The following is a 23,399-nucleotide window of genomic DNA, read 5'->3' on the forward strand; positions in this document are numbered from 1 at the left end:
TTTCCTACTAAGTGCTGTTTGATGTTTGTGCAGGCGACTTATTTAGAAAGAATAATCCAAACCGCATGAACAATTCCTGGAATGTAGCCAAGTAAAGTTAAAAGCACATTGATCCAAAAGTCTCTACCAAAACCTACTTGCAAAAATACACCAAGAGGTGGCAAAAAGATTGCGCATATTAGGCGAAGAATATCCATTTTCTCTTTTGATTTAACAACAATTTATCAGCTCAATTATTAATAACAGTAGAAGCTGATTCCTTAAGAAAGTCTTAATTATGTGTATCTATGCTAACACAGAGCTTAGCCACCACTAATTTTTGCTTTGTAACCTTGTTGAGTAAGAATTTCAATAATTTTTTGCTTATGATCGCCTTGAATTTCAATTTCGTTGTCTTTAACAGTTCCGCCACTACCGCACTGTGATTTGAGTTGTTTTACCAAAGCTGTTAAAGTCTCTGGTGTGGATTGAAAACCACTAATTACAGTCACTGTTTTACCCTTACGTCCTTTACGCGAAGCTTGGACGCGGAGATTTTGTTGCGCAGGCGGTAAGTCTTGAATTCCGCGTTCTAGGGCTGGAGAATTATCGCCGCCAAACTCGCGGTAAACAAAAGGACTATCAGAAGATTTACGATTTGCAGCAGCCATAGTGAAAGTTGAAAGCCTGAGTTTAATTTATAATTAGTTAACTGTATTCTGTTATTTTAGCCAGTCTGTGACTACTACTCCTTTACCTACACAATCTCAAGCTGAACAACGCCCCGACACCCTCGGACGCTTTGGGCGCTTTGGTGGTAAATATGTTCCTGAAACGTTGATGCCTGCTTTGAGTCAATTAGAAGCAGCATATCAGCAGTATCGCAACGATCCAGAATTTATTGCTGAATTACAACAACTGCTACGGGATTATGTAGGAAGGGCTACACCGTTGTATTTCGCAGAACGCCTCACAGCGCATTATGCTCGTCCAGATGGCACAGGCGCACAAATTTATCTAAAGCGCGAGGATTTGAATCATACCGGCGCACACAAAATCAATAATGCCCTGGCGCAAGTATTATTAGCGAAACGCATGGGTAAGCAAAGGATCATTGCTGAAACAGGTGCAGGACAACACGGTGTTGCAACAGCTACAGTCTGCGCGAGATTTGGATTAAAATGCGTCATCTACATGGGCGTTCAGGATATGGAACGTCAAAGTCTTAATGTGTTTCGGATGCGGTTAATGGGTGCAGAAGTCAGCCCTGTATCGACGGGAACAGGAACACTTAAAGATGCAACCTCCGAAGCAATTCGCGATTGGGTGACGAATGTTGAAAATACTCACTACATTTTAGGTTCTGTTGCAGGACCGCACCCGTATCCGATGATTGTACGTGACTTTCATGCTGTAATTGGAATTGAAACTCGCGCCCAGTGTTTAGAAAAGTGGGGCGGATTACCTGATATTCTTCTGGCGTGTGTCGGTGGTGGTTCTAATGCAATGGGTTTATTCCATGAGTTTGTGAATGAACCATCTGTGAGGTTGATTGGTGTTGAAGCAGCAGGGGAAGGCGTCAATACTGAAAAACACGCAGCTACACTAACTCAAGGACGTGTTGGTGTCTTACACGGGGCGATGAGTTATCTCTTACAAAACGATGATGGTCAAGTTTTAGAGGCACACTCGATTAGTGCAGGGCTAGATTACCCTGGGGTGGGGCCCGAACATAGCTACTTAAAAGATCAGCAACGGGCGGAATATTACAGTGTTACTGATGAAGAAGCTTTAGCAGCATTTAAACGCACAGCGCAGCTAGAGGGAATTATACCTGCACTTGAAACTGCTCATGCGATCGCTTATCTCGATACTTTATGCCCCCAACTCGAAGGTAGTCCGCGAATAGTGATTAACTGTTCAGGGCGCGGTGATAAAGACGTGCAAACTGTTGCGAAGCATCTTCAAGATTGAGGTGATGGGTAATAGGTAATTGGTAATAGCTTTTAAGAGGACATATTAATTACTCATGAGAAATTGCTTGTTTAGAGGTTATTAAACAGTAATTGCTAAAATGCAAAACCATTTTTCAAGCATAGCTTTAAGCTTGCTTGTCGGGGGTGGAATTATTAGTTGTGATGCTGTATCGATTGCGGAAAGAATTGTACCGGAACAAGAAATGTCACGCACACCATCATCTCCTGCATCAAGTTCCAGCTTTGCAACTTTGGAACAATCTATCCACAAGCAAATTAACGAGTATCGGCGATCGCGCAACTTACCACCATTAACTCTCAATTCCCAAATCAGCGCCCAAGCACTAGCTCATAGTCAAGCAATGGCAAGTGGTAAAGTACCTTTTAGCCACGATGGTTTCGATCAGCGGGTTCAAATCATTCGCCGTAGCATACCATATCGTGCAGCAGCTGAAAATGTTGCATTTAATCAAGGCTATAGTAATCCAGACGTGCAAGCTGTCCAGGGTTGGATTAAAAGTGCAGGACATCGCGTTAATATCGAAGGCCAATATGACTTAACTGGTATTGGTATTAGTCGAAACTCTAAAGGCGAATATTACTTCACTCAAATCTTCATTCGCAGCCGCTAATATCAAAATCAATTATTCTGAGTCTACCCTGACCCCTGAACCCTAATATGGAATTAACCGATTTTCAAGTTTGCGATCGCGACATCAGCGATGAAATCTTAGCAGAATATATGAATGCGGAGGCGATCGCCGTAGATACCGAAACAATGGGTTTGTTACCCTGGCGCGATCGCTTGTGTCTTGTGCAACTGTGCGATCCTCAAGGGCGCGTAACCGCAATTCGGATTACCAAAGGACAAGAATCTGCTCTAAACTTACAAACTTTATTGGAAGCAAGTAGCATTCTAAAAGTTTTTCACTTTGCACGGTTTGATATTGCTACTTTAAGTTATCATCTTGATATTCAGGTATCGCCAATTTTTTGTACTAAAATTGCTAGTAAACTAGCCCGTACTTATACAAACCGACACGGGCTAAAAGACTTAATCCAAGAACTGGAGCAAGTTGAACTCGATAAAAGCGCCCAAAGTTCTGATTGGGGAAACGCTGCTTCATTAAGCGAACAACAACTCCGCTATGCAGCCAACGATGTCCGCTATTTACTTTCTGCACAACAGAAACTCATTACAATGCTTGAGCGCGAAGACAGATTAGAGTTAGCACAAGCCTGTTTTGAGTGTTTGCCAACAATTGTCACGCTTGACTTACTACAATTCAAAGATATTTTTGAACACTAATATTTAATCTGCTTGATTAGTGATGATAGAAATGGTAAAGAGTAACTAGTGACTGGTGACTAACCACTAACAAAAGCGTAACGATACTGATAGTCTGGTTATTTAACCGGAGATCGTATAAACAATGAGAATTCAGGATCTGTGGAGGAACTTTTTTAAGTTTTCTCAATCATTTGATAAAAATCGTTAACTTTGCTGTAATTAACGAAGTTAATTGATACTCTAAGCGTGCAAAAACTTCTCACGGTAGAATTCAATGAGCAAACTTCTACTGACTTTCCTCTGAAGTCCTACAATTCTTAGTTCTGCATTATCTTTCCTACTTAGTGTTAATGTCGCTAATGCTACTGAACCTGTTACCCAGGTGACGAGATTAGAATGTCAACGGACTTCTTATACACAGCCTTTAACTTGTCAGAGAGTTTCCCAGACATCTAACGGTTCTAGGTTTACGACGATCTCAACTACTGTTGAACCTACTCAACAATCTGACGAAGTTCCGATGCTTGAGTTCACCGATGAAGAAAGCGATACCGCAGTTAGGTTATTTGGCTGTGACTGTTTAATTTGTATTAATGCTGTCCGCCAGTCCCGTGGTTTACCTCCTGTTCCCTGATCGTTAAATTGAGGGAGTGTTACTGCAAACTAATCTTGCTGCGAACTAGCTGGTTTTTGCACTGTAGCACTCATTTTTTGACCCCAACCTAAACTGCGAAAATAAACGCTACCAATCATCAATAAAAATGCGATGTACGCTACAGCTTGCACCAAAAAGAGGTTTTGTCGGTAGCCAAACAAAGCTTTGAGAATAATTCCAGGAAAGCGATTGTCAGGCAAAATCTGTGAAGTATCCCACACTCTTGGTCCTAAAATACAAGAAGGATTTCTGACAAACTGTTCGTGATAGAAACACAACGACTCTGAGGCGGGATTTATACTTGCAAGGGCAGCAACAGCAGCATCAAAATGCTTTAATGCAGATACCACTAAACCTGCAACAATTAAAAGTAATAGAACTCCCATCACTTGGAAAAAGCGGCGGATATTAAACTTGACACCCCATTTAAATAGCATCACGCCAATCAAAACAGCACCGACCAAGCCGAATGCTGCACCTAAAGCAGGAAATAAACCTTGTTGAAAATTAGCAGCAATAAAAATAACTGTTTCAAAGCCCTCACGGAGAACTGCGATAAAAATTAAGCTAAAAACTCCCCAACCCGCAGCTTGGTTTTGTTGCAACGTGTCAGTTAGTGTCCCTTCAATATCTGCTTTGAGATGCTTCGCCTGTTGTGTCATCCAAATCAGCATCCAACTCAGCATGACAATTGCGATCGCGCTAAATATCCCTTCCATGAGGGGTTTAATCACAGGCGTATATTCAGGATTTGCGTTACTGATAACAGGAATAATCCAACTAAACAGCAAACCTACCAACGCACTCGCACCAATTCCCGCGCCTACACCTGCATAAACCCAAGAATTCAATTGAGTTTGCTGTGCTTTTTTGAGACACGCTAGTACAATTCCTACGACTAAAGCCGCTTCAACGCCTTCGCGGAGGGTAATCACAAAAGTTGGTATCGCAGCACTAATACTCATAAATGTTTTTTAGATGGCACTACCACTAAAGTCGCGCAACATCTTTTTAATTTCAATATTGTGTAATTCTTCTTGTCCGATCATAGTGCGGGCAAATTCTTCTAAATAGATACTTGCATCGTTCACTGTTTCTAGAAGGGTTTTATATAATTCCAAAGCTTTTTTTTCGTGATTCAAGCTTTCTTCTAAAATATCTCGCACTGTGTGCTTGTAAGTCTCTTCCATTGGTGCAATCCGCAGACTGGGGTGTCCTTCTAAGCCAGTCAGAATTTCCCCAACTTGTTGGGCGTGGAGTAGCGATTCGTTTGCCTGTGCTTTAAAAAAATCCACGATCGGAATTCGATTTGGTCCTGTAACCATGAGTGAATAATGTGTATAACGCACTACACCGGCAAGTTCAAACTCCATAATGGTGTTTAGCAAGTGAATCGCCTTTTCTTGGTCAAGCTCTTTCATAAGTATTTTAAGTATGTATTGTTCTGAACGCGCTATTTTCTAGATTAGCGCTGTTGCTGTAACTTGTTTATTTTGCAAAACTTTCTCATTCTATCCTAAAAAATCTCAAGATTTACTTAAAACAAAAAGCAAGTAAGTCGATCAATAATGAGTGTTAGTTGATTTTTACTTGCAATAAACAGGTGAGCAATGCGTTTTCATTTGCAGCAAAGGACGTGGGTAGCAGTCTTCGCGGGGATACTCTTGAGTGCGAGTGCTTGTCAAAATCAAACTTCAACAATAGCAAACACAACCTCCTCCAATACGACTTCAGCAGCGAGTACTAGTCAATTTAGCGATCGCCAGATTGTCAGCGACTTTGCCGATCAAGTTGTGATTCCTACTAATCAGTTATTTGCTCAAAAAGCAGCACAACTATCAAAAGCAATTGACACTTTTGTGCGAAATCCCAATGAGCAAACGCTTGCAGCAGCACGGAATGCTTGGCGCGATGCGCGATCGCCTTGGGAACAGAGTGAAAGCTTTACTTTTGGACCAGCAGATTCTTTAGGATACGATGCAGCCTTAGATTCATGGCCAGTCAACGAAACCGACTTAACGGCTGTACTGCAAAGTAATGACCCTTTAACTGTAGAAACAATTCAAAAGCGTCAAGATACAGAAAAAGGATTTCATGCGATCGAGTTTTTACTCTTTGGTACAGAAAACAACAAACAAATCAGTGATTTCAACCAACGAGAACTCGAATACTTACAAGCTTTAGGTCAAGACTTTAGCCGCGTGGCGAATGAATTAGTTGCTAGTTGGACAACAGGAGTTGAAGGTCAACCTGCGTACCGAGAAGTACTTGCTACTGCGGGTGAAAGTAGTAATAGCAACTATCCAACATTACCTTCTGGAGCAGCAGAAATTACTCAAGGAATGATCGACAGCTTGGATGAAGTTGCTAATGAGAAGATCGGTGAACCATTAGCGCAAAAAGACACTAAATTACTCGAAAGTCGATTTAGCTTTCATACCCTTGAAGACTTAAAAAGCAACGTCAAAGGTGCAGAAAACGTTTATTTAGGTCGTTTTTCAGATGCTAATACCAATGGGAAGGGAATTAGTAATTTTATTGCCCAGGTTAACCCTGACTTAGACGCCAGAATTAAAAGTCAATTTCAGTCATCAATGACAGCGTTAGAGAAAATTCCTGCACCTTTAGAAACTGCAATGGCTAATCCGCAAGCAGTACCACAAATTCAAGCCGCACAAACTGCAATTGATAGTCTTCAACAAACTATGAGACAAGAAGTTTTGCCATTAGTACAGAACTAAGCTGTAATAGTATGAACTCCTCAGTGCATATTCACAGAAAACAACTAAAATTTCTAGTGATTTTTGCTGTAGCGATCGCCGCAGGAATTGCTTTATCAATTTTCTGGGGTCAAGATTGGTCTTTACCGCGATCGCCAATGTCAGGAGGCGCTACAACCGTCATTAATCGGACTTCACGTGGTTTTGAACAGCCTGCACCAAATTTAAGTGAAGCTGAGTTACAAGATCATTTAGAAGGCGATCGCGCATTTGAAGCTGTTTTTGTCACACCGCCAGCGCCTGTGAATTCAGGATTGGGACCATTATTTAATAATGCTTCTTGTGCAGGTTGTCACATCCGTGATGGAAGAGGGATGCCTGTGAAAGGACAAATGCTTGTCCGAGTCAGTTTACCACCAGGATACCCTATACCTCAAGAAGATCAAGAAGTCATCTTTGAATCGCATCCTGAAGCATCAGTTACTTTAGGAAATGCACCACCTGTTCCAGGAATTGGTACGCAAATTCAGGATCAAGCTGTGTATGGTTATCAACCCGAAGCAGAAGTAGAAATTTCGTGGCAAAAGTCTTTTGATAACTATGCAGATGGGACAACCTACGAACTGCGATCGCCTGTTGCTCAAATTACGCTTCCCAATGGTCAACCTTTACCTCCAGAAGTTTTAACCTCACTGCGGATTCCTACACCCATATTTGGTCGCGGTTTACTCGAAGCGATCGCCGATCAAACCATCTTAGCTTTAGCTGATCCAGAAGATACCAATAAAGATGGCATTTCTGGTCGTCCGAACATGGTATGGGATACAACTGCCCAAAAAGTAGTATTAGGTCGTTTTGGGCATAAAGCAAATATTCCTGACCTTTTACAGCAATCTGCTTCTGCCTATGTCAATGATATGGGTGTGACTAATCCTTTATTTCCTGAAAAAGATGACTCTAGTGATATTGACGATCGTACACTAAAAACAGCAACCTTTTACACGCAAACGCTGGCTGTTCCAGCACGCACAATGATCGATGACCCAATAGTCAAGCAGGGTGAAAAATTATTTAATCAAGCCAATTGTGCTGCGTGTCATGTGGCACAATTACGTACTGCAAACTATGAAATTCCTGCTTTGGCACATCAAACAATCTATCCTTACAGCGATTTGTTATTACACGACATGGGATCAGAATTAGCCGATCGCAGACCTGACTTTGCTGCAACCGGAACAGAATGGCGCACGCCACCCTTGTGGGGTTTAGGCTTGACTCAAACTGTATTACCTTATTCTGGCTATCTCCATGACGGTCGGGCGCGGACATTAGCAGAAGCTATTTTATGGCATGGAGGAGAAGCTGCACAATCAAAAGAGATCTTTATCAAGATGTCTCAAAGCGATCGCGATGCTTTAATTCGATTCTTAAATTCTCTGTAACTCACAAAAACTTCAATATCAGTAACTTGGAGGCTTAGCTAAATTCTTAAACTTCGTATATTGCGGGTCGAATAATAGCTTTACCGTACCTGTAGGACCATTGCGGTGCTTGGCTGCAATAATTTCGGCAATACCGCGATCAGGAGTATCGTTATTGTAGTAATCATCGCGATAAATCATTAAAACTAAATCTGAATCTTGCTCTAGTGAACCTGATTCGCGTAAATCTGATAGTAGAGGTCGTTTGTTAGTCCGCGCTTCGACTTGACGACTCAACTGAGACAAAGCAATGATGGGAACCTTTAATTCTCTTGCCAAGCCTTTAAGCGATCGCGTAATTCGCGATAATTCTTGAACGCGGTTATCACTACTACTGCCTTCCATCAACTGTAAGTAATCAATTAAAATCAGCGCTAACTCTGTACCCTTCTCAGCTTGTAGGCGTCGCGCTTGCGATCGCATTTCCATTACTGTCATATTTGCGGTGTCGTCAATATAAATCGGTAATTCCGATAAATTTCCAAATGCGCGGCTTAGTTGTTCCCACTCGTTTTGGCTAATGCGTCCTGCCCGCATCCGATGGCTTTCGATTCCTGCTTCACTAGCTAATAATCGTTGCACCAATTGCTCTTTAGACATCTCTAAGCTAAAAACCGCAACGGATTGTTCATAACGAGCAGCAATATTTTTAGCAATATTTAATGCTAAAGCAGTTTTTCCCATTGCTGGACGTCCTGCCAAAATTACCAAGTCAGAACGCTGGAAACCACCTGTAAGAGCATCCAGATCGTAAAAATCGCACAATAATCCTGGTAGAGTTTGCCCCTGATCGCGATTTTCAAGTTCTTGAAAAGTATCAACGAGCGTATCTGAAATCGAGACAAGACCTTGTTGCGGGCGTTCTTGCGTGATACTGAAAACTTTTTGCTCAGCACGATCTAAAACTGTTGCTAACTCCACATCAGTTTGATAGCCTAGCTGTACAATTTCATTACCCGATTCGATCAACTTGCGCCGCAGGTATTTATCCATCACTAGCATTGCTAGCACGTCAATATTGACTGCTGATACAGTACGGTCTACAAGTTGAGTTAATTTACTTCTCCCGCCAATACGTGCAAGTAAATCGCGATCTGCTAACCACGCTGAAACACTTAAAAGATCTGTTGGCTTACCCTGATTGTGGAGTTTCAAGGCAGCTTCGTAAATTTCTTTATGGGCGTTGATGTAAAAAGCATCTTTAATGAGGCGATCGCTCACACGGCTAATCGCTTCAGGATCGAGTAGAATACCTCCTAAAATGGCTTCTTCTGCATCAACATTCTGTGGAGGTAAGCTGCCTATATTATCTTGAAAACTCAGTTGTTGAGTCATAGAGAAAAGCGGAGGATAAACACAAAGAAGGCTAGAAGAATTAGATACTGTATTTATTATCTCTCTTTCCTCTTCCTATTGTTAGACTTCTTGTACGAATGCGAGTGTGATTAAATTCGCTGCTACACAAACAAAGTCACCTCCGTAGAATTACTGCCAATAATCTTTTGTTTAGATAGCCCTGACTCTAGTCGGAGGGCATCTGTCTTTTTTTTTTTATCGAACAGGCATTACTCTGGTACGACCTGAATTTGGACTTCTGCTGTTACCTCTGGATGCAGCTTAATTTCAGCGGTGTAAGTTCCTGTTTGACCAATATCAGGTAAAGTAATCCCGCGCCGATCTACCTCTTGCCCAATGGCTTCTTGAACTAAAGCTGCGACTTCGGGAGCAGTTACAGTACCAAAGATTGCGTCTTTTTCACCAACTTGCTTAGCAATAGTCAATTGCCCAACTTTATCTAATGCTGCTTTTTGGGCTAAAGCTTGTTGCTTTAATTCTTCTTGACGTTGACGTTCTTTTTCACGCTTGCGTTCAGCTTGCTTGAGAATACCTGGAGTTGCCTGCACCGCTAAATTTTGGGGCAGCAAATAATTGCGAGCGTAGCCTGGTGCAACTTCAACTAAGTCTCCAGATCGTCCTAACTTACTAATATCCTGATTGAGAACTAATTGCACGCGTTTTGCCATGATTTTCCTGTCGTGATTTAATTGCTGTGGTGTCTTTGCAGTAGAAGGATGAAACTACGTTGTAAAAAGGGTCAGAATTTATAATCCTAACGAAATGCAGCAAGCGATCGCAACTACCTATCATACTGCGTGCAGTTAATTTACAGCAATCTTGTTGATGCTGTGATTTATTCTAGAAAAAACTACTGGAAGTTAGAACTGATCTTTCATGCCGCGCAACCGTGCAAAAGTTTGCAATGGATCGTTACTTTGGACTGCTAACTGTAATTCTGGTTGATGCCAACGCAAAAAAGGATTAGTACGCTTTTCGATACTTAACATCGAAGGGATAGTAGCTGCAAAACGATTGCGTGCTGCTTTAACAGTAGCAAAACGAGCTTGTAACTCAGGGTTTCCACCATCCACTGTAAGCGCAAACTGCAGGTTCTTTAAAGTATATTCGTGGGCACACCACACTCGTGTATTATCCGGTAAAGCTTTTAATTTACTCAAAGAATCCATCATTTGGGCTGGAGTACCTTCAAACAAGCGACCGCAACCTCCAGCAAATAATGTATCACCACAAAACAAATCTCCAAGCGCCCCTGGTGTTTCTGGTGGAAAGTAGTAAGCAATGTGGGCGCGAGTGTGTCCAGGGACAAAAATGACTTCAGCAGTGCGATCGCCAAAGTAAACGCGATCTCCTTCTTTTAAGAAAACTTGCTGTCCTGGTATTCTCCCGCGATCTTTTTCTCCACCATACACTGTGACATTACCAAAATGCTGCATCAACTTGCGATTACCACCCACATGGTCATTATGATGATGCGTATTAAAGATTGTCACTAGCTTTGCGCTTAGTTGCTCTAATTGCTGTAGTACTGGTTCCGCCTCTGCTGGGTCTACAACCGCAGCTATATTTTGCATGGGTTCATGCAGTAAAAAGATGTAATTATCATAAAGTGCTGAGATTCTGATGACTTCCATTGCTTGTAGTTCTATCGCTCTTCCAATTAATAACGTAATAAAAATAATTTTTATTCAGAAAAAATATTTAATTAACAATTCAAAGCTTTTACAATTTATACCTAACACTAATGAATAAACACAATAATAAGTGAAGATTATAAACGTGCCAAAAGTATTACTGTAATTTACTGAAAATTATAGTGGTTTAAATATTACGAGGTAACTAAAGCTTGACTTAAATTCACTGCCCAGATATTCAAATTTCATGACAAAAATGTTCATAACAAGCAGTTAAGCAATGACATTATTGTGATTTATATACAAAACTTAGATATAAATTGGTATTTAGTAGATAAAAAGAAAGCAGATTTAGTTGCTAGTGAATTGTTCGCGGACTGTTTGGGCAAACTGAATAATCTGAGAAAAATTAGGTGTTGCAATGTAACTATCGATTCCTAACCACAATAAGTATTCGATATTACCAGCAGGACCAAGCAATGGAGAAACGGTTAAGCCACGATATTGCCAATTTAGTTGTTGTGCAGCTTGTAACACCTGAAAAATTGCCTCAGCTTGTGCTTCAGGATCGCGGACTACGCCTTTTTTGCCAACTTGCGATCGCCCTACTTCAAATTGTGGTTTGACGAGTAAAACTGCTTCTCGCGGAAGCTGTAGTAACTCCCACAAAGCAGGTAGAATCTTTGTTAAAGAAATAAACGATACATCAACTACCGCAAAATCAGCAGCAGCGTCACCCTCTTTGTATAGTTGCTCCGGTTGCAGATAGCGTAAATTAGTCCGTTCTTTTAAAATGACACGCGGATCGTTGCGTAAACCCCAGTCAACTTGTCCGTAGCCAACATCAATTCCGTAAACGCGTTTTGCACCAGCTTGCAAAAGACAATCTGTAAAACCGCCAGTGGATATTCCACCATCTAAGCAAACACGCCCAGCAACCGAAATCTCAAATTCAGTTAAAGCTTTGAAAAGCTTTTCTCCGCCGCGTGAAACATAAGGCGATCGCGCTTTAATATGAATTGGTAGTGTTGTCTCAACCTCAGTACCAGGCTTATCGATAATTTGTTGATTAACAAAAACTTCACCAGCGCGAATCAAACGTTGCGCTTGTTGTCTAGAGGAACAAAGTTCTAAGTCTACAAGTAGCGTATCAAGTCGTTGTTTAGCCAAGACAAAATTGAAGAAGGGGTGAGGGGCGAGGGGTGAGGAGTGAGGGGAATAAAAATAATTCTTTGTTTCAATCCCATGCTTTTAAGCTACTGTTTCCTCACCTCTCTGAAATATAAGCTTTGTCTATTCTAATGCTTGCAGACTGCTACCAAAGGTTACGGTAAATTTCCCCTTCCCACGTACTACTCCAGTTAGCCCCAAACGGAAATTGCTGCCAATCCATCGTTTCATCAGAAGTCACACGAGTCAACGATATTAACTCAGATTGAATTTGTTCAATAAGATCCTGTTCCGCCGCCGTTATTAGCACTTCTGCTGGTTGATTCGAGTTTTGCGCAGGATTATCCATCATGGCAACATCAAAAGACTTGCCATTGATTTTGACTCCAACATAGTTAAGATGTCAGTCTTCTTAGAAATTCTTTACTTTTGGATGAACGAGTGGCTAGTGGGAGAGATTTGATGATTATTGTTCTTTACTACCCTCTTACCCTACTACTCTACTACCCGCCTACCCTCTTACCCGCTTACCCAACTACCCGCCTACCCTCTTACTCTTCTACTTCTTTCACCGATATCCTGCAGCTTGTAGCGAGAAAAGTCGGGCGTAGCGTCCTTTAGCTTGAAGTAATTCCTCGTGTGTTCCTTGTTCAATTAATTCTCCACCTGAGAGAACAACGATCTTATCTGCCATACGGACAGTGGAAAAGCGATGCGAGATTAAAATTGCCATTTTATCTTTGCTGAGAGTGCGAAATCGTTGGAAAATTAATACTTCAGCCTCTGCATCCATTGCTGCAGTAGGTTCATCCAAAACAAGAATATCTGCTTGTGTCCGCATGAAAGCCCGCGAAAGTGCAATTTTTTGCCATTGTCCGCCAGAGAGTTCTTGACCACCTTTAAACCAACGCCCTAACTGCGTGTAAAATTTATCAGCCATTTGCTCGATAAAAGGTTGTGCCATGCCTTTATCTGCGGCAATATGCCAGTGTGGTTCTTCAACCAAGTGTTGAACATCTCCAACACCAATGTTCTCACCAACAGTGAATTGATAACGGACAAAATTTTGGAAAATTACGCCAATCCGCCGATGCAACACTTCAATATCCCATTGTTGTAAATCTAAGCCATCAAGCAGAATTCGTCCTGAATCTGGAGAGTAAAGGCGCGTTAATAACTTAATTAAAGTCGTTTTTCCGGAACCATTTTCACCTACGATCGCCAGTTTCTCACCTGGTTTAAGATGCAACGACAAGTTTTTTACTGCAGGTTGCAAGCTTCCTGGATAGGTAAATGTCACATTTTCAAACCGAATACCATCTTGTGGTGAGATTCCTTTGGTAACATTACCGCGTGGCTGGGGAATGTCTTGTTCGAGAAACTCATAGAGATTAGATAAATACAACTGATCTTCGTACATTCCCCCCAGCGAAGTGAGTGCAGAAGAAAAAGTTGTTTGTCCTTGGCGAAACACAACAAGATACATTGTCATATCACCAAGAGAAATTCGTCCGGCGATCGCTTCTACAACAATCCAAGCATACGCAGCATAAAATGCCGCACTACTTAGTAAACCCAACCCATAACCCCACACACCTCGGCGTAAAGTTAAGTTGCGATCTTCACGGTATAAGCGATTAAAAATATTGTGGTAGCGTTGTAGCAACATTGATCCAAGTTGATATAACTGCACCTCCATCGCAAAATCTTCACGCGCAATTAATGTTTCTAGATAGTGCTGTTCTCGCGTTTCTGGTGCGCGCCAGCGAAACAAGCGAAAGGCTTCTCCGGCAAATTTTGTTTCAGCAACGAATGCAGGGATTGCAGTTAAAACGAGTGCTAACAAAGCCCACAGCGAAAATTGCAGCAGTAAACCACCGTATGTAACGAGTGAAAGACTATCCTGAACAATACCAAACGTCCGACTAACGAGTGATAAAGGACGACTTGAGGCTTCGCGCCGCGCCCGCGTCATCTTATCGTAAAATTCAGAATCTTCAAAATGAGCAAGATCTAAGGTTAAAGCCTTTTCTAAAATTAAGACATTAACTCGTTGCCCTAATAGCACTCGTAATAGTGATTGGCAGATACTCAATCCCCGTTGACTACCCGCGAGTAAGGCGACTAGTATAGCTTCTAGTGTTAAATAGCCTAATGCAGCGCGATTGCTTTCTAATCCTGATTGCGAGGCTGCTACTACGGCATCAACAATCAACTTACCAATATAGGCGATCGCCCCAGGAAGTAAACCTGCTGTTAAAGTAAATACTGCTAGAACTACTGTAAGAACGCGGCTAGTCGTCCACACAAGTTCGATAGCCCGTCCACTATAACGAAATATTGCTAATATTTGTCGCAAGCTTTGCTGCAATGGGAGTGCGATTCCCTGCGGATAACTTTTCATCTACGGTTCAATACGGGAAACCCACTCTTTGTAATAACCCTAGCTACTTAACTTCCTTTTTGTTCGTGATATTCTGAGATTTGATCGTAAATTTCCTCAGGAAACTGTAAATCTTTGTAAACATTACAAGCATCAGGATCGTCAGGATTGGGGCAAATCGGAAAATCTTGATGTTGTTGCCATTCCAATACTCGTTCGCGACGTGGGGGGTTATAGTCTTTACCTTGTACTTGTTTATAAAGCGATCGCGCGTCTTCTTCACTAAAATCGCGATCTTTTTGTAGGTATTCGATTAACTCTTTTTCGCTTAAAAAGTGCCGCGCTACCATCGCAAAGACTAATCTACCGTAATGACCAATATCCTTACCTGCATCTAAAGCATCTAGTAGATGCGCCATCATGTCGCTTTTGCGTAAATCTGCAATTGCCATATGTGATGTTCTCCCTGACTTCTATTTCAATAGTACACAAGTACTAAAAAGTTTTGAGTTTTGAATTAAAAGAACTTTCTTAACTCAACATTCATAACTCAACACTCCGCCCAAAAGGCGGTAAAGGCGGACGCCAGCAAAGGTATGCAAGGGGACCAAATAAAGGAATAAGCGCAAACAACCAAAAAAGTTGTGAATCGCTAGAATAACCGCGACGCGCCATATCGTCACCAAGTACGGTAGGAAACAAGACAGCAAACACACAAAACGCTAAACTCATACCGTGAATAAAGCGATCGCTTAAGAATTGCTGCACAAAATCTCCCCAATCGCCAGCAAATAAACCAAAAGCGACTAAACCAATGGTAAAGATCGTCACAGCGACACCAGTACTACGCGAGTCCAGCAACTGTAACCACGAATCTTTAGCACCAGTAAATTCTTGATTCGCTTCGCGCAACGCCAAGTACGGGATTAAGCCAATCACACCTGTACCAAGTGACGCGAGTGCAAAAGCCCAAAATGGAATCTTCTGCATTCTGCCATCGATGAATAAAAGGCAGCTATAAATGAATATCCAAACACCAATCAGCGAAAACAACGATAAAATCACTGGATTCACCTTTGTCCACTGCAACGTCAGAATATTGATTAACAGTGTTAAGGTTTCTTGTAGATGCAACGGTGGTGCAAAAAACAGCACATAGATTATAAATGCTGCCCAAAGCACCCATAAAATAATTTTTCTACTCATAAGTAAGCGAGTGAAAACGAACATCATTAAAAAACTGGTAATTGGTTAATAGTTTTAAGTTTTGTTAGCGTAGCGGTGCCTTAGCACGTTTTGAATTGTTCGCGAAGAAAGGTGCCGGAGGCATTAAAATTTTGAACTTTGAGTTTTCTTAACTCATAACTCAACACTCAACATTCATAACTTTCTATTACCCATTACCCAACAAAGGAGAAAATTAACTAAGCATGACAAATCCATCCTACATTTTTCTTGCGGGAGCCAGCCGTGGCGTCGGTCGAGAAATCGCGCATTGTTTGAGACAACAACAGCTAAAGGTAAAAGCTTTACTACGCAGCGAGGCGACTCGTGCGGATTTAGAAGCAATGGGGATTGAGGTTGTTTTAGGCGACGCCTTGCGTGTCAGTGATGTAGAAAACGCAATGTTGTCAGAAGGAATTGCAGCCGTTATCAGCACAATTGGTGGTTTACCTAAAGATGGCGATCGCGCTGACTATTTAGGAAACAAAAATCTCATCGATGCAGCAGTCAAAGCCGGAGTGCAAAAATTTATTTTAATTTCTTCAATTGGTAGCGGTGATAGTGCGCAAGCTTTACCACCTCAAGCTTTGGCAACATTAGGGTCTGTGTTAGTCGAGAAAGAAAAAGCTGAACAACATTTGATTAACAGCGGACTCATTTATACAATCATTCGACCAGGTGGTTTGAAATCAGAACCCGCAACAGGTAATGGCATTCTTACTGAAGATCCGCGCGTTGCTGGGACAATTCACCGCGCTGATGTCGCCCAACTTGTCTGTCGCTGTCTCAATTCAGAAAAGGCGAATAATAAAATTCTCTCCGCCGTCGATCGCCAAATGATGTACGGTCAACCTGATTTTGTTGCATTTGATGTCAGCTGAGCGATTGAAATCACTGCTACACAAGCGCAACTTATCTTCACAGGTTTTTCCAACGTTACCTCTAGTGCCGATCTTGCAGTATGATAAATTTTAAGATTGTTTTACAGAATGCTTAATACACGGCTATGGAAATCTTGACACTCGGTTGGGTTACACTGCTTGTTACCTTCACATGGTCGATTGCAATGGTAGTTTGGGGTCGTAACGGACTGTAAAAGCTCAAGTGGAAACGACGACAGCACTCAATGTTCTTGTTCTAGTCGCCTTTGGTTTACTGATTGCAGTAACCGGAGGTGTTTTGTACTTAACAGTTGCAGATTGGCGCGATCGCCGTCGCCAAGACAAAGAAAACCGCGAAAATCGCGTCCAGGGTAGATATAAACGCAAGAAGTAATTTACCGCTTCGCGGAGTTGTGAATTTTGAGTTTTGAGTTTTGAATGACGGATTAAACTCAAAACTCAAAACTTTGAAATTTTATATTGACAAAAGAGTATTTTTATGCTCTTTGAGCGCCTGGTTGTCCATTTTCAACAATAAAAGACGCCAGCGTACTTGCTGGAGCTTGCGGATCGAGAATCGTCGAAACAACTCGATAATCGCTACGCCATTGTTTGGGTGTAAGTTGACAGCGGACATAGCCTCGAAAAGCACCATCAAAGAACTTTGTATGTGGATTATTGGCTAAAGCTGCAGTCACTGGGGCAATAAACTGCGCGGGAAAATCTGAAGTAATCGAAGTTCCGACAAATTCTGTACCAATGGTAGGTGAAGCAGGATTTTTAAAGTCGGTTTTGAGATCGTGTACCCAGCTTGAATGAATATCACCTGTAATGACAACAGGGTTAGCTACTTCTTTGCGTTGTTGGATGAAGTTAAACAGGCGATTGCGTGCCGCAACATAACCATCCCATTGATCGACGTTAAATGTTTCACTATCTGAACGTGCGTCAAAGTCAAATTGAGCCATCATTGTTTGTTGGGCTATAACATTCCAACGCGCTTGCGATCGCTCTAATCCTCTAAATAACCAACGTTCTTGCTCTTTGCCTGTCATTGTCGCCTCTTCAGCTAAAGCTTCCGCACACCGAGGTTTTAATCCATCATCACACGGTTGGTTAGTGCGATACTGACGAGTATCCAATACAAAAAACTCAGCTAAGTCCCCAAAAGTCAAACGCCGGTAAAGTTGCAGATTTGGACCCTTGGGTAAGGAAGATAAACGCAATGGCATATGCTCGTAGTAAGCTTGATAAGCGTTTGCACGGCGTTTAATAAATTCCTCCCGTGTTTGATTGTCTTCAGGAATTAAGTTGGCATAATTATTATCAACTTCATGGTCGTCCCAGGTGACAATCCAAGGAAATTTTGCATGAACCGCTTGTAAATGAAATCCGGTTTTGTACAAAGCATGACGGTTGCGGTAGTCAGCAAGACTAACAATTTCAGGGCTATTGTGTTGACGTGGCTTGCTGAAATCAGGTCCGTATTCGTAAATATAATCGCCAAGATGTACGACAAAATCGAGTTCTTCCTGCGCCATGTTGCGGTAGGCAGAATAAAAGCCATTTTGCCAGTCTTGACACGAAGCAAAGGCAAAAGTTAGTTGTTGTAAGCGCTCGCCCCGTGCGGGTGCAGTGCGTGTTCTCCCGATGCGACTTGTGTCATTACCTGCTTTGAATTGATACCAATACCAGCGATTTGGTTCTAATCCTTGAACTTCTACATGAACTGAATGCGCGAGTTCAGGAGTGGCGATCACCGTTCCTTTTTGGATAACTTGCTGCATTTTGGGATCTCGTGCCACTTGCCAGCGCACTTCAACATCTTGGTTTGGCATTCCCCCACCGTTGAGTGGTTGAGGTGCTAACCGCGTCCAAATCACAAAACCATCGGGTAATGGTTCTCCTGAAGCGACACCGAGTTTAAAGGGATAATCAGAAAATCTTGGTTGGGCAACAACTCGCCGCGAAAATTGACTTGCGATCGCCAAACTTGTCAATCCACTCACACCTATAAGCAAGCGCCGCCGCTGCATCTGAGTTAACAGCAAACGGTTAAAATCCCAGCGAGTCATGTGTTTGCTCCTCTTGTATTTTTTTAGCCTTGAGAAGCTCAACTAATAGTGTCAAGCTTCATCCAATGCAACAAGAAAGTAGCAAGTACGTATTAACTGCTCATCAAGGTAGTGTTAAAGTTGACTTAACTTTGATGAATTTGTATATAGGCTAACCAAATGATGTAAGTCAATCTCTTGCCTGCCCACAGCATAAAAAAACTTGCCTTAAGAGCACTAATTCCTCAAAGCAAGCTTAGAAATTTGTCAGTTGTGATTGAGAGCGCTTTTTATAACTGCTTCACCTCAGAAACCAACTTGCCTACGACATCTTTAGCGCTACCAAAGAGCATCATAGTTTTATCTTTGTAGAACAGATCGTTATCCACACCAGCAAAACCAGTACTCATGCCCCGCTTAATCACAATTGTGTGCTTGGCGCGATCTACTTCTAAAATTGGCATTCCATAAATTGGGCTAGCGGCATCACTACGGGCTGCTGGGTTCACGACATCATTTGCCCCGATCACCAAAGCGACATCTGTTTGCTCAAATTGGGGATTAATATCCTCCATATCATGCAACTGGGGATACGGGACATTCGCTTCTGCAAGTAACACATTCATATGCCCTGGCATTCTTCCTGCGACAGGATGAATGGCATACTTAACATCAACGCCCATTTTTTCAAGTTGATCTGCTAATTCGCGAACGCTGTGCTGTGCTTGCGCTACTGCCATTCCATATCCAGGAACAATAACTACCGATCGCGCATAACCCAACATCATTGCGCCTTCTTCGGGATCAATGCTGTGTACAGTTTTATCTTCTGTACCACCACCGCCTGAGACACCTGCTTTGCCAAACGAGCCAAACAACACGCTTACCAAAGAGCGGTTCATTGCTTTGCACATGATCTGCGTCAAAATCAATCCAGATGCACCTACTAAAGCACCCGCAATAATTAGCATATTATTCATTACGACAAAACCAGCAGCACTCGCCGCTAAACCTGATAACGAGTTCAACAGCGAAATCACGACAGGCATATCGCCACCACCAATTGGTAGGACAAATAATACGCCGAGGAGTAGGGAAACACCCACTACTGCCAAGAATATTGGTAAATTTTCGGGGGCGACTAATAAATATCCGCTACCAACAACAAAACCAACTAAAAGTAAGGCATTAATTGGTTGCTGTAATGGAAATGTCACTGGAGAACCGCTGATTAAACCTTGCAACTTGGCAAAGGCAATCATACTGCCAGTAAAAGTGACACCACCAATAAACACATCCAACAGCATGGAAATATTGGCATCGAGGGGAATAGCTTGCGAAGTTCCCATTAATCGCCAAAACTCTGCTACTGCAACGAGTGCAGAAGCCGCACCACCAAGTCCGTTTAACAAGCCTACCATCTGTGGCATGGCTGTCATGGCGACTTTTTGCGCAGCGATCGCACCAATCAACGAACCAACTGCCAAACCAACTAAAATCATTTCATAGCTTAGCACTTGCCGATCGAGCAGCGTTGCGACTACAGCAAGCAACATCCCGACTGCTGCTAAGAAATTACCTTGACGTGCGCTAGCAGGCGAACCTAATTTTTTTAAACCAACGATAAATAACGAAGCAGCTACTAAATAAGTTAACTGAATTCCTGTTGGTAGAAATTCACTCACGCTTTCACCTCTTTTTTCTTAAACATTTGCAACATCCGATCTGTCACCAGGAAACCACCTACAACGTTAATGGTCGCTAGCACGACGGCAATTAAGCCTAAAATGACAGATACCTGTCCCTCATTAGCACCCGAAACGAGAATCGCGCCAATCACCGCAATGCCGGAAATCGCGTTTGCACCAGACATTAAAGGTGTATGTAATGTTGGCGGAACTTTATTGATTACCTCAAATCCCGCAAAAGATGCCAAAACAAATACAAACAAAGCCGCTATGAGTGCTTCTGTCATTGAAAAATCTCCATTTTTGGTAATTACTTGATTACCTGTCACCTCTTACCCAGCTGTCGCACTACTTAAAGTTGCTAAAGCTTCTTTCACGCGTTGATTGCGAATTTCACCCGCGTGCGTGATGCAAGCAGCATTAACAATATCATCTGCAAAATTCACGTCCAGATTGCCATCTTTGATTAGCAGTTGGATGAGTGAAAAAAGGTTTTTTGCATACAGTTGACTCGCGTGAACTGGCATTGATGAAGGTAGATTAATTGGACCAATAATTGTCACGCCATTGCGCTGTACATCTTTACCTGGTTCAGTACAAGCACAGTTGCCACCTTGTTCAGCAGCAAGATCGACAACAACTGAACCTGGTTTCATTTGGGCAACCATTTCTTCTGTGACGAGAAGTGGTGCTTTTTTACCGGGAACTTGTGCTGTTGTAATGACTACGTCAGATTGCTTGATGTGTTCAGCAACAACTTCTTGCGTGCGTTGCTTGGCTGCTTCTGAAACTTCTTTAGCGTATCCGCCGTCGGCAACAGTATCTTCGTTGAGTTGTACCTCAACAAACTTTGCTCCCAAGCTTTGAACTTCTTCTTTGACTGCAGGGCGAATATCAAAAGCTTCTACCACAGCGCCTAGGCGTCTTGCAGTCGCGATCGCTTGTAATCCAGCGACACCTGCACCCATAATAAATACCTTGGCTGGAGCGATTGTTCCTGCCGCAGTCGTTAACATAGGAAAGTATTTTGGTAGTGCTGCTGCGGCAATTAACACAGCTTTATACCCTGCAATCGATGCTTGTGATGATAAAGCATCCATACTTTGCGCTCTTGTTGTGCGTGGGATCATTTCCATACTCAGCGCTGTAATCTGTCGCTGCGCCAAACGTTGGGCGATCTCAGGTTCACCTAATGGATTTAAGAAGCTAATTAAAACTGCGCCTTCACGCAATAAATCTACTTCCAAACGCCCATCTTCGCGCTCTCTAGGTATCCCTACTTTGAGCAGGATATCAGCTTCACGCCACAAGGCATCTGTATCAGTTATAATTTTCGCCCCTGCTGTTTCGTAGTCTGTATCCGTAAAAAAGGAACTTTCTCCGGCACCTGCTTCTACCCAAATTTCGATTCCCTTCTTAACTAGTCGAGCAACTGTATCTGGAATTAAGGCAACACGACGCTCACCAACTTCAATTTCTTTTGCAACTGCTAATTTCATTCAATCTCCTTCTTGATAATCTCAATCACGCAATTTAAAACTATGTGTGTTACTAGCTCCCTCTACAGCCAATTGAAAGCTCCTTACTCCTCCTAAGTTTTGCATGGACAAGGCAAAGCAGCGTGTTATCCGCTTTGTTGCTATCGGAGGCTTCATTGTGGCAATTGCAATTTAATACTTTTCAAAACTTACTTATACTTAATTCTGCACATCTTATTGCGATCCCCAAATGTTAAATTCTAATCTTTAGCTTCTTTTATAAATTGAGCTACAAAAAATAGCCTATATGTTACACGTAGTAACATTGACTTTTTTCGTCATACAGAAAGCATATTTAACAATTTTGGGAAATGTCTTGATGAATGTAGCTTACCTGATAGGCACTTGTGTGGCAAAATGTCTCAACTTTTATAACGAAAACCCAAGATATAGATACACTGGTACACATTTATCAACAAAGTCAAGCACATTACCTAAGATGAGAGTAACTTAAACTGAGCCTGCTCTAGCTTCTTTGATCTAAGATATGCTCAACAAAATCTTAAGAAAATGGCACTTTTTTCAACTACAGCACGTCTAACCTCACAGGAGCGAGGAGCGATGAGTAAGGGGTTCTCTCACCCCTTAATAGGCATTTAGCGGATTGAATTGCGATTTGTGTGTCGGGCTACTTCCTCTCCACACAATTTCTAGCTTCTCCATGCCGTTAGTGCTAGAGCATTAAACCTCAAACCTGATTCACACGAGATTCTTCTGTGCCCTCGTCTCTCATCCCTAGCTCCTCGCCCCTTTCTGATAAAGTTTAGTAAAAACACCTAGTAATTTTTTAGGTATACAGACCGATGGTAGCCACAAAAGTATCTATGCGTCGCGTAATTTCTGCTTTAGCTGTTAGTGGTTGTTTGATTGCTGCGTTTCCTGTCATTTCTACCGCCCAGTCTTTACCTGGTTTTACAATATTTAGCGGTGTAAAACGCGAAAATCAGTTGCCTTTTCGCTTGGACTTTGGTGGGCAAGCTAATGGTTGGGATCGCTACCGCTTGCGCATTCCAGGAAATAGGCTAAATTTAGCTGCTGCTCAATTCACAGTTTCCTATCCAGAAAACTATCGAGGCAAATTTGATCCAGATAACATTGAAGTACGTGTAAGAGGAAAAAGCGTACCCCTACAAGAAGTGAGATGGGATCAAGAAAACCGCGTAGTGGAAATTTTTCCTGCCGAACCTGTGCCAGCAAACACGCGTACTGAAATAGTGTTTTCTAATGTTAGAAATCCTACCTTTGGCGGGATGTACTATTTCAATTGCCAGATTCAAACTCCTGGTGATGTACCCCTACTGCGCTATGTAGGAACGTGGATTCTGAGTATTAGTTGAGCTAGCAGTCAGTCTATCTTCCTGAGAAGCTG

At 42.2% G+C, this 23,399-nt stretch carries 26 protein-coding genes; 10 read left to right on the forward strand and 16 right to left on the reverse strand.

Going from position 1 to position 23,399, the window contains the following annotated elements; all coding sequences use genetic code 11:
• Positions 1 to 38: 38 nt before the first annotated feature.
• Positions 39 to 197, reverse strand: a complete 159-nt coding sequence (locus tag IQ230_RS05510; RefSeq protein ID WP_099702392.1) for a YqaE/Pmp3 family membrane protein — start codon at positions 195 to 197, stop codon at positions 39 to 41.
• 105 nt (positions 198 to 302) lie between these two features.
• On the reverse strand, positions 303 to 650 hold the full coding sequence (locus IQ230_RS05515; protein WP_193931058.1) for a translation initiation factor: 348 nt from the start codon (positions 648 to 650) through the stop codon (positions 303 to 305).
• Positions 651 to 717: 67 nt separating this feature from the next.
• On the opposite strand from IQ230_RS05515, the gene trpB reads away from it, so the two are divergent.
• The 4 genes from trpB to IQ230_RS05535 all read left to right on the forward strand — a co-directional run bounded on the left by trpB (position 718) and on the right by IQ230_RS05535 (position 3,880).
• Positions 718 to 1,953 (forward strand): tryptophan synthase subunit beta, encoded by a 1,236-nt coding sequence (gene trpB / locus IQ230_RS05520; protein ID WP_193931059.1) that lies wholly within the window; start codon positions 718 to 720, stop codon positions 1,951 to 1,953.
• Positions 1,954 to 2,053: 100 nt separating this feature from the next.
• Complete coding sequence (locus IQ230_RS05525) at positions 2,054 to 2,587, forward strand: CAP domain-containing protein (RefSeq protein WP_193931060.1); 534 nt, start codon at positions 2,054 to 2,056, stop codon at positions 2,585 to 2,587.
• 47 nt (positions 2,588 to 2,634) lie between these two features.
• Positions 2,635 to 3,264 (forward strand): ribonuclease D, encoded by a 630-nt coding sequence (locus IQ230_RS05530; RefSeq protein ID WP_193931061.1) that lies wholly within the window; start codon positions 2,635 to 2,637, stop codon positions 3,262 to 3,264.
• Between the two features lie 364 nt (positions 3,265 to 3,628).
• Positions 3,629 to 3,880 carry a hypothetical protein gene (locus IQ230_RS05535; RefSeq protein ID WP_193931062.1) on the forward strand — a complete coding sequence of 84 codons (252 nt, stop codon included), beginning with the start codon at positions 3,629 to 3,631 and terminating at the stop codon, positions 3,878 to 3,880.
• Between the two features lie 29 nt (positions 3,881 to 3,909).
• Here the strand turns inward: IQ230_RS05535 and IQ230_RS05540 are convergent, their stop codons facing one another.
• Positions 3,910 to 4,866, reverse strand: a complete 957-nt coding sequence (locus IQ230_RS05540; RefSeq protein WP_193931063.1) for an FTR1 family iron permease — start codon at positions 4,864 to 4,866, stop codon at positions 3,910 to 3,912.
• 9 nt (positions 4,867 to 4,875) lie between these two features.
• A complete protein-coding gene (locus tag IQ230_RS05545; RefSeq protein ID WP_193931064.1) occupies positions 4,876 to 5,322 on the reverse strand; it encodes a ferritin-like domain-containing protein in 447 nt (148 codons plus the stop codon).
• A 189-nt stretch (positions 5,323 to 5,511) separates the two neighbouring features.
• On the opposite strand from IQ230_RS05545, the gene IQ230_RS05550 reads away from it, so the two are divergent.
• Together IQ230_RS05550 and IQ230_RS05555 are read left to right on the forward strand one after the other, a co-directional pair.
• Complete coding sequence (locus IQ230_RS05550; protein WP_193931065.1) at positions 5,512 to 6,642, forward strand: imelysin family protein; 1,131 nt, start codon at positions 5,512 to 5,514, stop codon at positions 6,640 to 6,642.
• Between the two features lie 56 nt (positions 6,643 to 6,698).
• Complete coding sequence (locus tag IQ230_RS05555) at positions 6,699 to 8,063, forward strand: di-heme oxidoreductase family protein (protein ID WP_322742289.1); 1,365 nt, start codon at positions 6,699 to 6,701, stop codon at positions 8,061 to 8,063.
• Between the two features lie 18 nt (positions 8,064 to 8,081).
• On the opposite strand, the gene dnaB is transcribed toward IQ230_RS05555, so the two are convergent.
• The 8 genes from dnaB to IQ230_RS05595 all read right to left on the reverse strand — a co-directional run bounded on the left by dnaB (position 8,082) and on the right by IQ230_RS05595 (position 15,851).
• Positions 8,082 to 9,437, reverse strand: coding sequence for a replicative DNA helicase (dnaB, locus tag IQ230_RS05560; RefSeq protein WP_193931067.1), 1,356 nt, complete (start codon positions 9,435 to 9,437; stop codon positions 8,082 to 8,084).
• Positions 9,438 to 9,667: 230 nt separating this feature from the next.
• Positions 9,668 to 10,126, reverse strand: coding sequence for a 50S ribosomal protein L9 (gene rplI / locus IQ230_RS05565; RefSeq protein ID WP_193931068.1), 459 nt, complete (start codon positions 10,124 to 10,126; stop codon positions 9,668 to 9,670).
• A gap of 192 nt (positions 10,127 to 10,318) precedes the next feature.
• Positions 10,319 to 11,092 (reverse strand): hydroxyacylglutathione hydrolase, encoded by a 774-nt coding sequence (gene gloB / locus IQ230_RS05570; RefSeq protein WP_193931069.1) that lies wholly within the window; start codon positions 11,090 to 11,092, stop codon positions 10,319 to 10,321.
• 351 nt (positions 11,093 to 11,443) lie between these two features.
• Complete coding sequence (locus tag IQ230_RS05575) at positions 11,444 to 12,262, reverse strand: TlyA family RNA methyltransferase (protein ID WP_193931070.1); 819 nt, start codon at positions 12,260 to 12,262, stop codon at positions 11,444 to 11,446.
• Between the two features lie 145 nt (positions 12,263 to 12,407).
• On the reverse strand, positions 12,408 to 12,614 hold the full coding sequence (locus IQ230_RS05580) for a hypothetical protein (RefSeq protein ID WP_193931071.1): 207 nt from the start codon (positions 12,612 to 12,614) through the stop codon (positions 12,408 to 12,410).
• A 216-nt stretch (positions 12,615 to 12,830) separates the two neighbouring features.
• A complete protein-coding gene (locus IQ230_RS05585; RefSeq protein ID WP_193931072.1) occupies positions 12,831 to 14,666 on the reverse strand; it encodes an ABC transporter ATP-binding protein in 1,836 nt (611 codons plus the stop codon).
• 47 nt (positions 14,667 to 14,713) lie between these two features.
• Positions 14,714 to 15,097 carry a hypothetical protein gene (locus IQ230_RS05590; RefSeq protein ID WP_193931073.1) on the reverse strand — a complete coding sequence of 128 codons (384 nt, stop codon included), beginning with the start codon at positions 15,095 to 15,097 and terminating at the stop codon, positions 14,714 to 14,716.
• Positions 15,098 to 15,188: 91 nt separating this feature from the next.
• The gene (locus IQ230_RS05595) at positions 15,189 to 15,851 is read right to left on the reverse strand and encodes a hypothetical protein (protein WP_193931074.1); all 663 of its coding nucleotides are present in this window, start codon (positions 15,849 to 15,851) and stop codon (positions 15,189 to 15,191) included.
• Between the two features lie 224 nt (positions 15,852 to 16,075).
• Here IQ230_RS05595 and IQ230_RS05600 point away from each other — a divergent pair, with 224 nt between their 5' ends.
• The 3 genes from IQ230_RS05600 (at position 16,076) to IQ230_RS05610 (ending at position 17,144) form a co-directional block, all read left to right on the forward strand.
• Complete coding sequence (locus IQ230_RS05600; protein ID WP_193931075.1) at positions 16,076 to 16,750, forward strand: SDR family oxidoreductase; 675 nt, start codon at positions 16,076 to 16,078, stop codon at positions 16,748 to 16,750.
• 125 nt (positions 16,751 to 16,875) lie between these two features.
• Positions 16,876 to 16,965: a cytochrome b6-f complex subunit PetN gene (gene petN / locus IQ230_RS05605; protein WP_015189376.1), complete on the forward strand. Its 90-nt coding sequence runs from the start codon at positions 16,876 to 16,878 to the stop codon at positions 16,963 to 16,965.
• An 8-nt stretch (positions 16,966 to 16,973) separates the two neighbouring features.
• Positions 16,974 to 17,144, forward strand: a complete 171-nt coding sequence (locus IQ230_RS05610; RefSeq protein WP_193931076.1) for a hypothetical protein — start codon at positions 16,974 to 16,976, stop codon at positions 17,142 to 17,144.
• 103 nt (positions 17,145 to 17,247) lie between these two features.
• Here IQ230_RS05610 and IQ230_RS05615 read toward each other — a convergent pair whose 3' ends face one another.
• From IQ230_RS05615 to IQ230_RS05630, 4 genes are all read right to left on the reverse strand, one after another.
• The gene (locus IQ230_RS05615) at positions 17,248 to 18,825 is read right to left on the reverse strand and encodes an alkaline phosphatase D family protein (RefSeq protein ID WP_193931077.1); all 1,578 of its coding nucleotides are present in this window, start codon (positions 18,823 to 18,825) and stop codon (positions 17,248 to 17,250) included.
• Positions 18,826 to 19,094: 269 nt separating this feature from the next.
• A complete protein-coding gene (locus IQ230_RS05620; RefSeq protein ID WP_193931078.1) occupies positions 19,095 to 20,489 on the reverse strand; it encodes an NAD(P)(+) transhydrogenase (Re/Si-specific) subunit beta in 1,395 nt (464 codons plus the stop codon).
• Entirely contained in the window at positions 20,486 to 20,779 is a 294-nt protein-coding gene (locus IQ230_RS05625) for an NAD(P) transhydrogenase subunit alpha (protein WP_193931122.1), read from the reverse strand. The genes IQ230_RS05620 and IQ230_RS05625 overlap by 4 nt, the downstream gene beginning before the upstream one ends.
• A 45-nt stretch (positions 20,780 to 20,824) precedes the next feature.
• Positions 20,825 to 21,991 (reverse strand): Re/Si-specific NAD(P)(+) transhydrogenase subunit alpha, encoded by a 1,167-nt coding sequence (locus IQ230_RS05630; protein ID WP_193931079.1) that lies wholly within the window; start codon positions 21,989 to 21,991, stop codon positions 20,825 to 20,827.
• Between the two features lie 842 nt (positions 21,992 to 22,833).
• Here IQ230_RS05630 and IQ230_RS05635 point away from each other — a divergent pair.
• Positions 22,834 to 23,367 carry a DUF2808 domain-containing protein gene (locus IQ230_RS05635; RefSeq protein WP_228054619.1) on the forward strand — a complete coding sequence of 178 codons (534 nt, stop codon included), beginning with the start codon at positions 22,834 to 22,836 and terminating at the stop codon, positions 23,365 to 23,367.
• Positions 23,368 to 23,399: the final 32 nt, after the last annotated feature.

Source organism: Gloeocapsopsis crepidinum LEGE 06123 (assembly GCF_015207655.1).
Taxonomy (GTDB): Bacteria; Cyanobacteriota; Cyanobacteriia; order Cyanobacteriales; family Chroococcidiopsidaceae; genus Gloeocapsopsis; species Gloeocapsopsis crepidinum.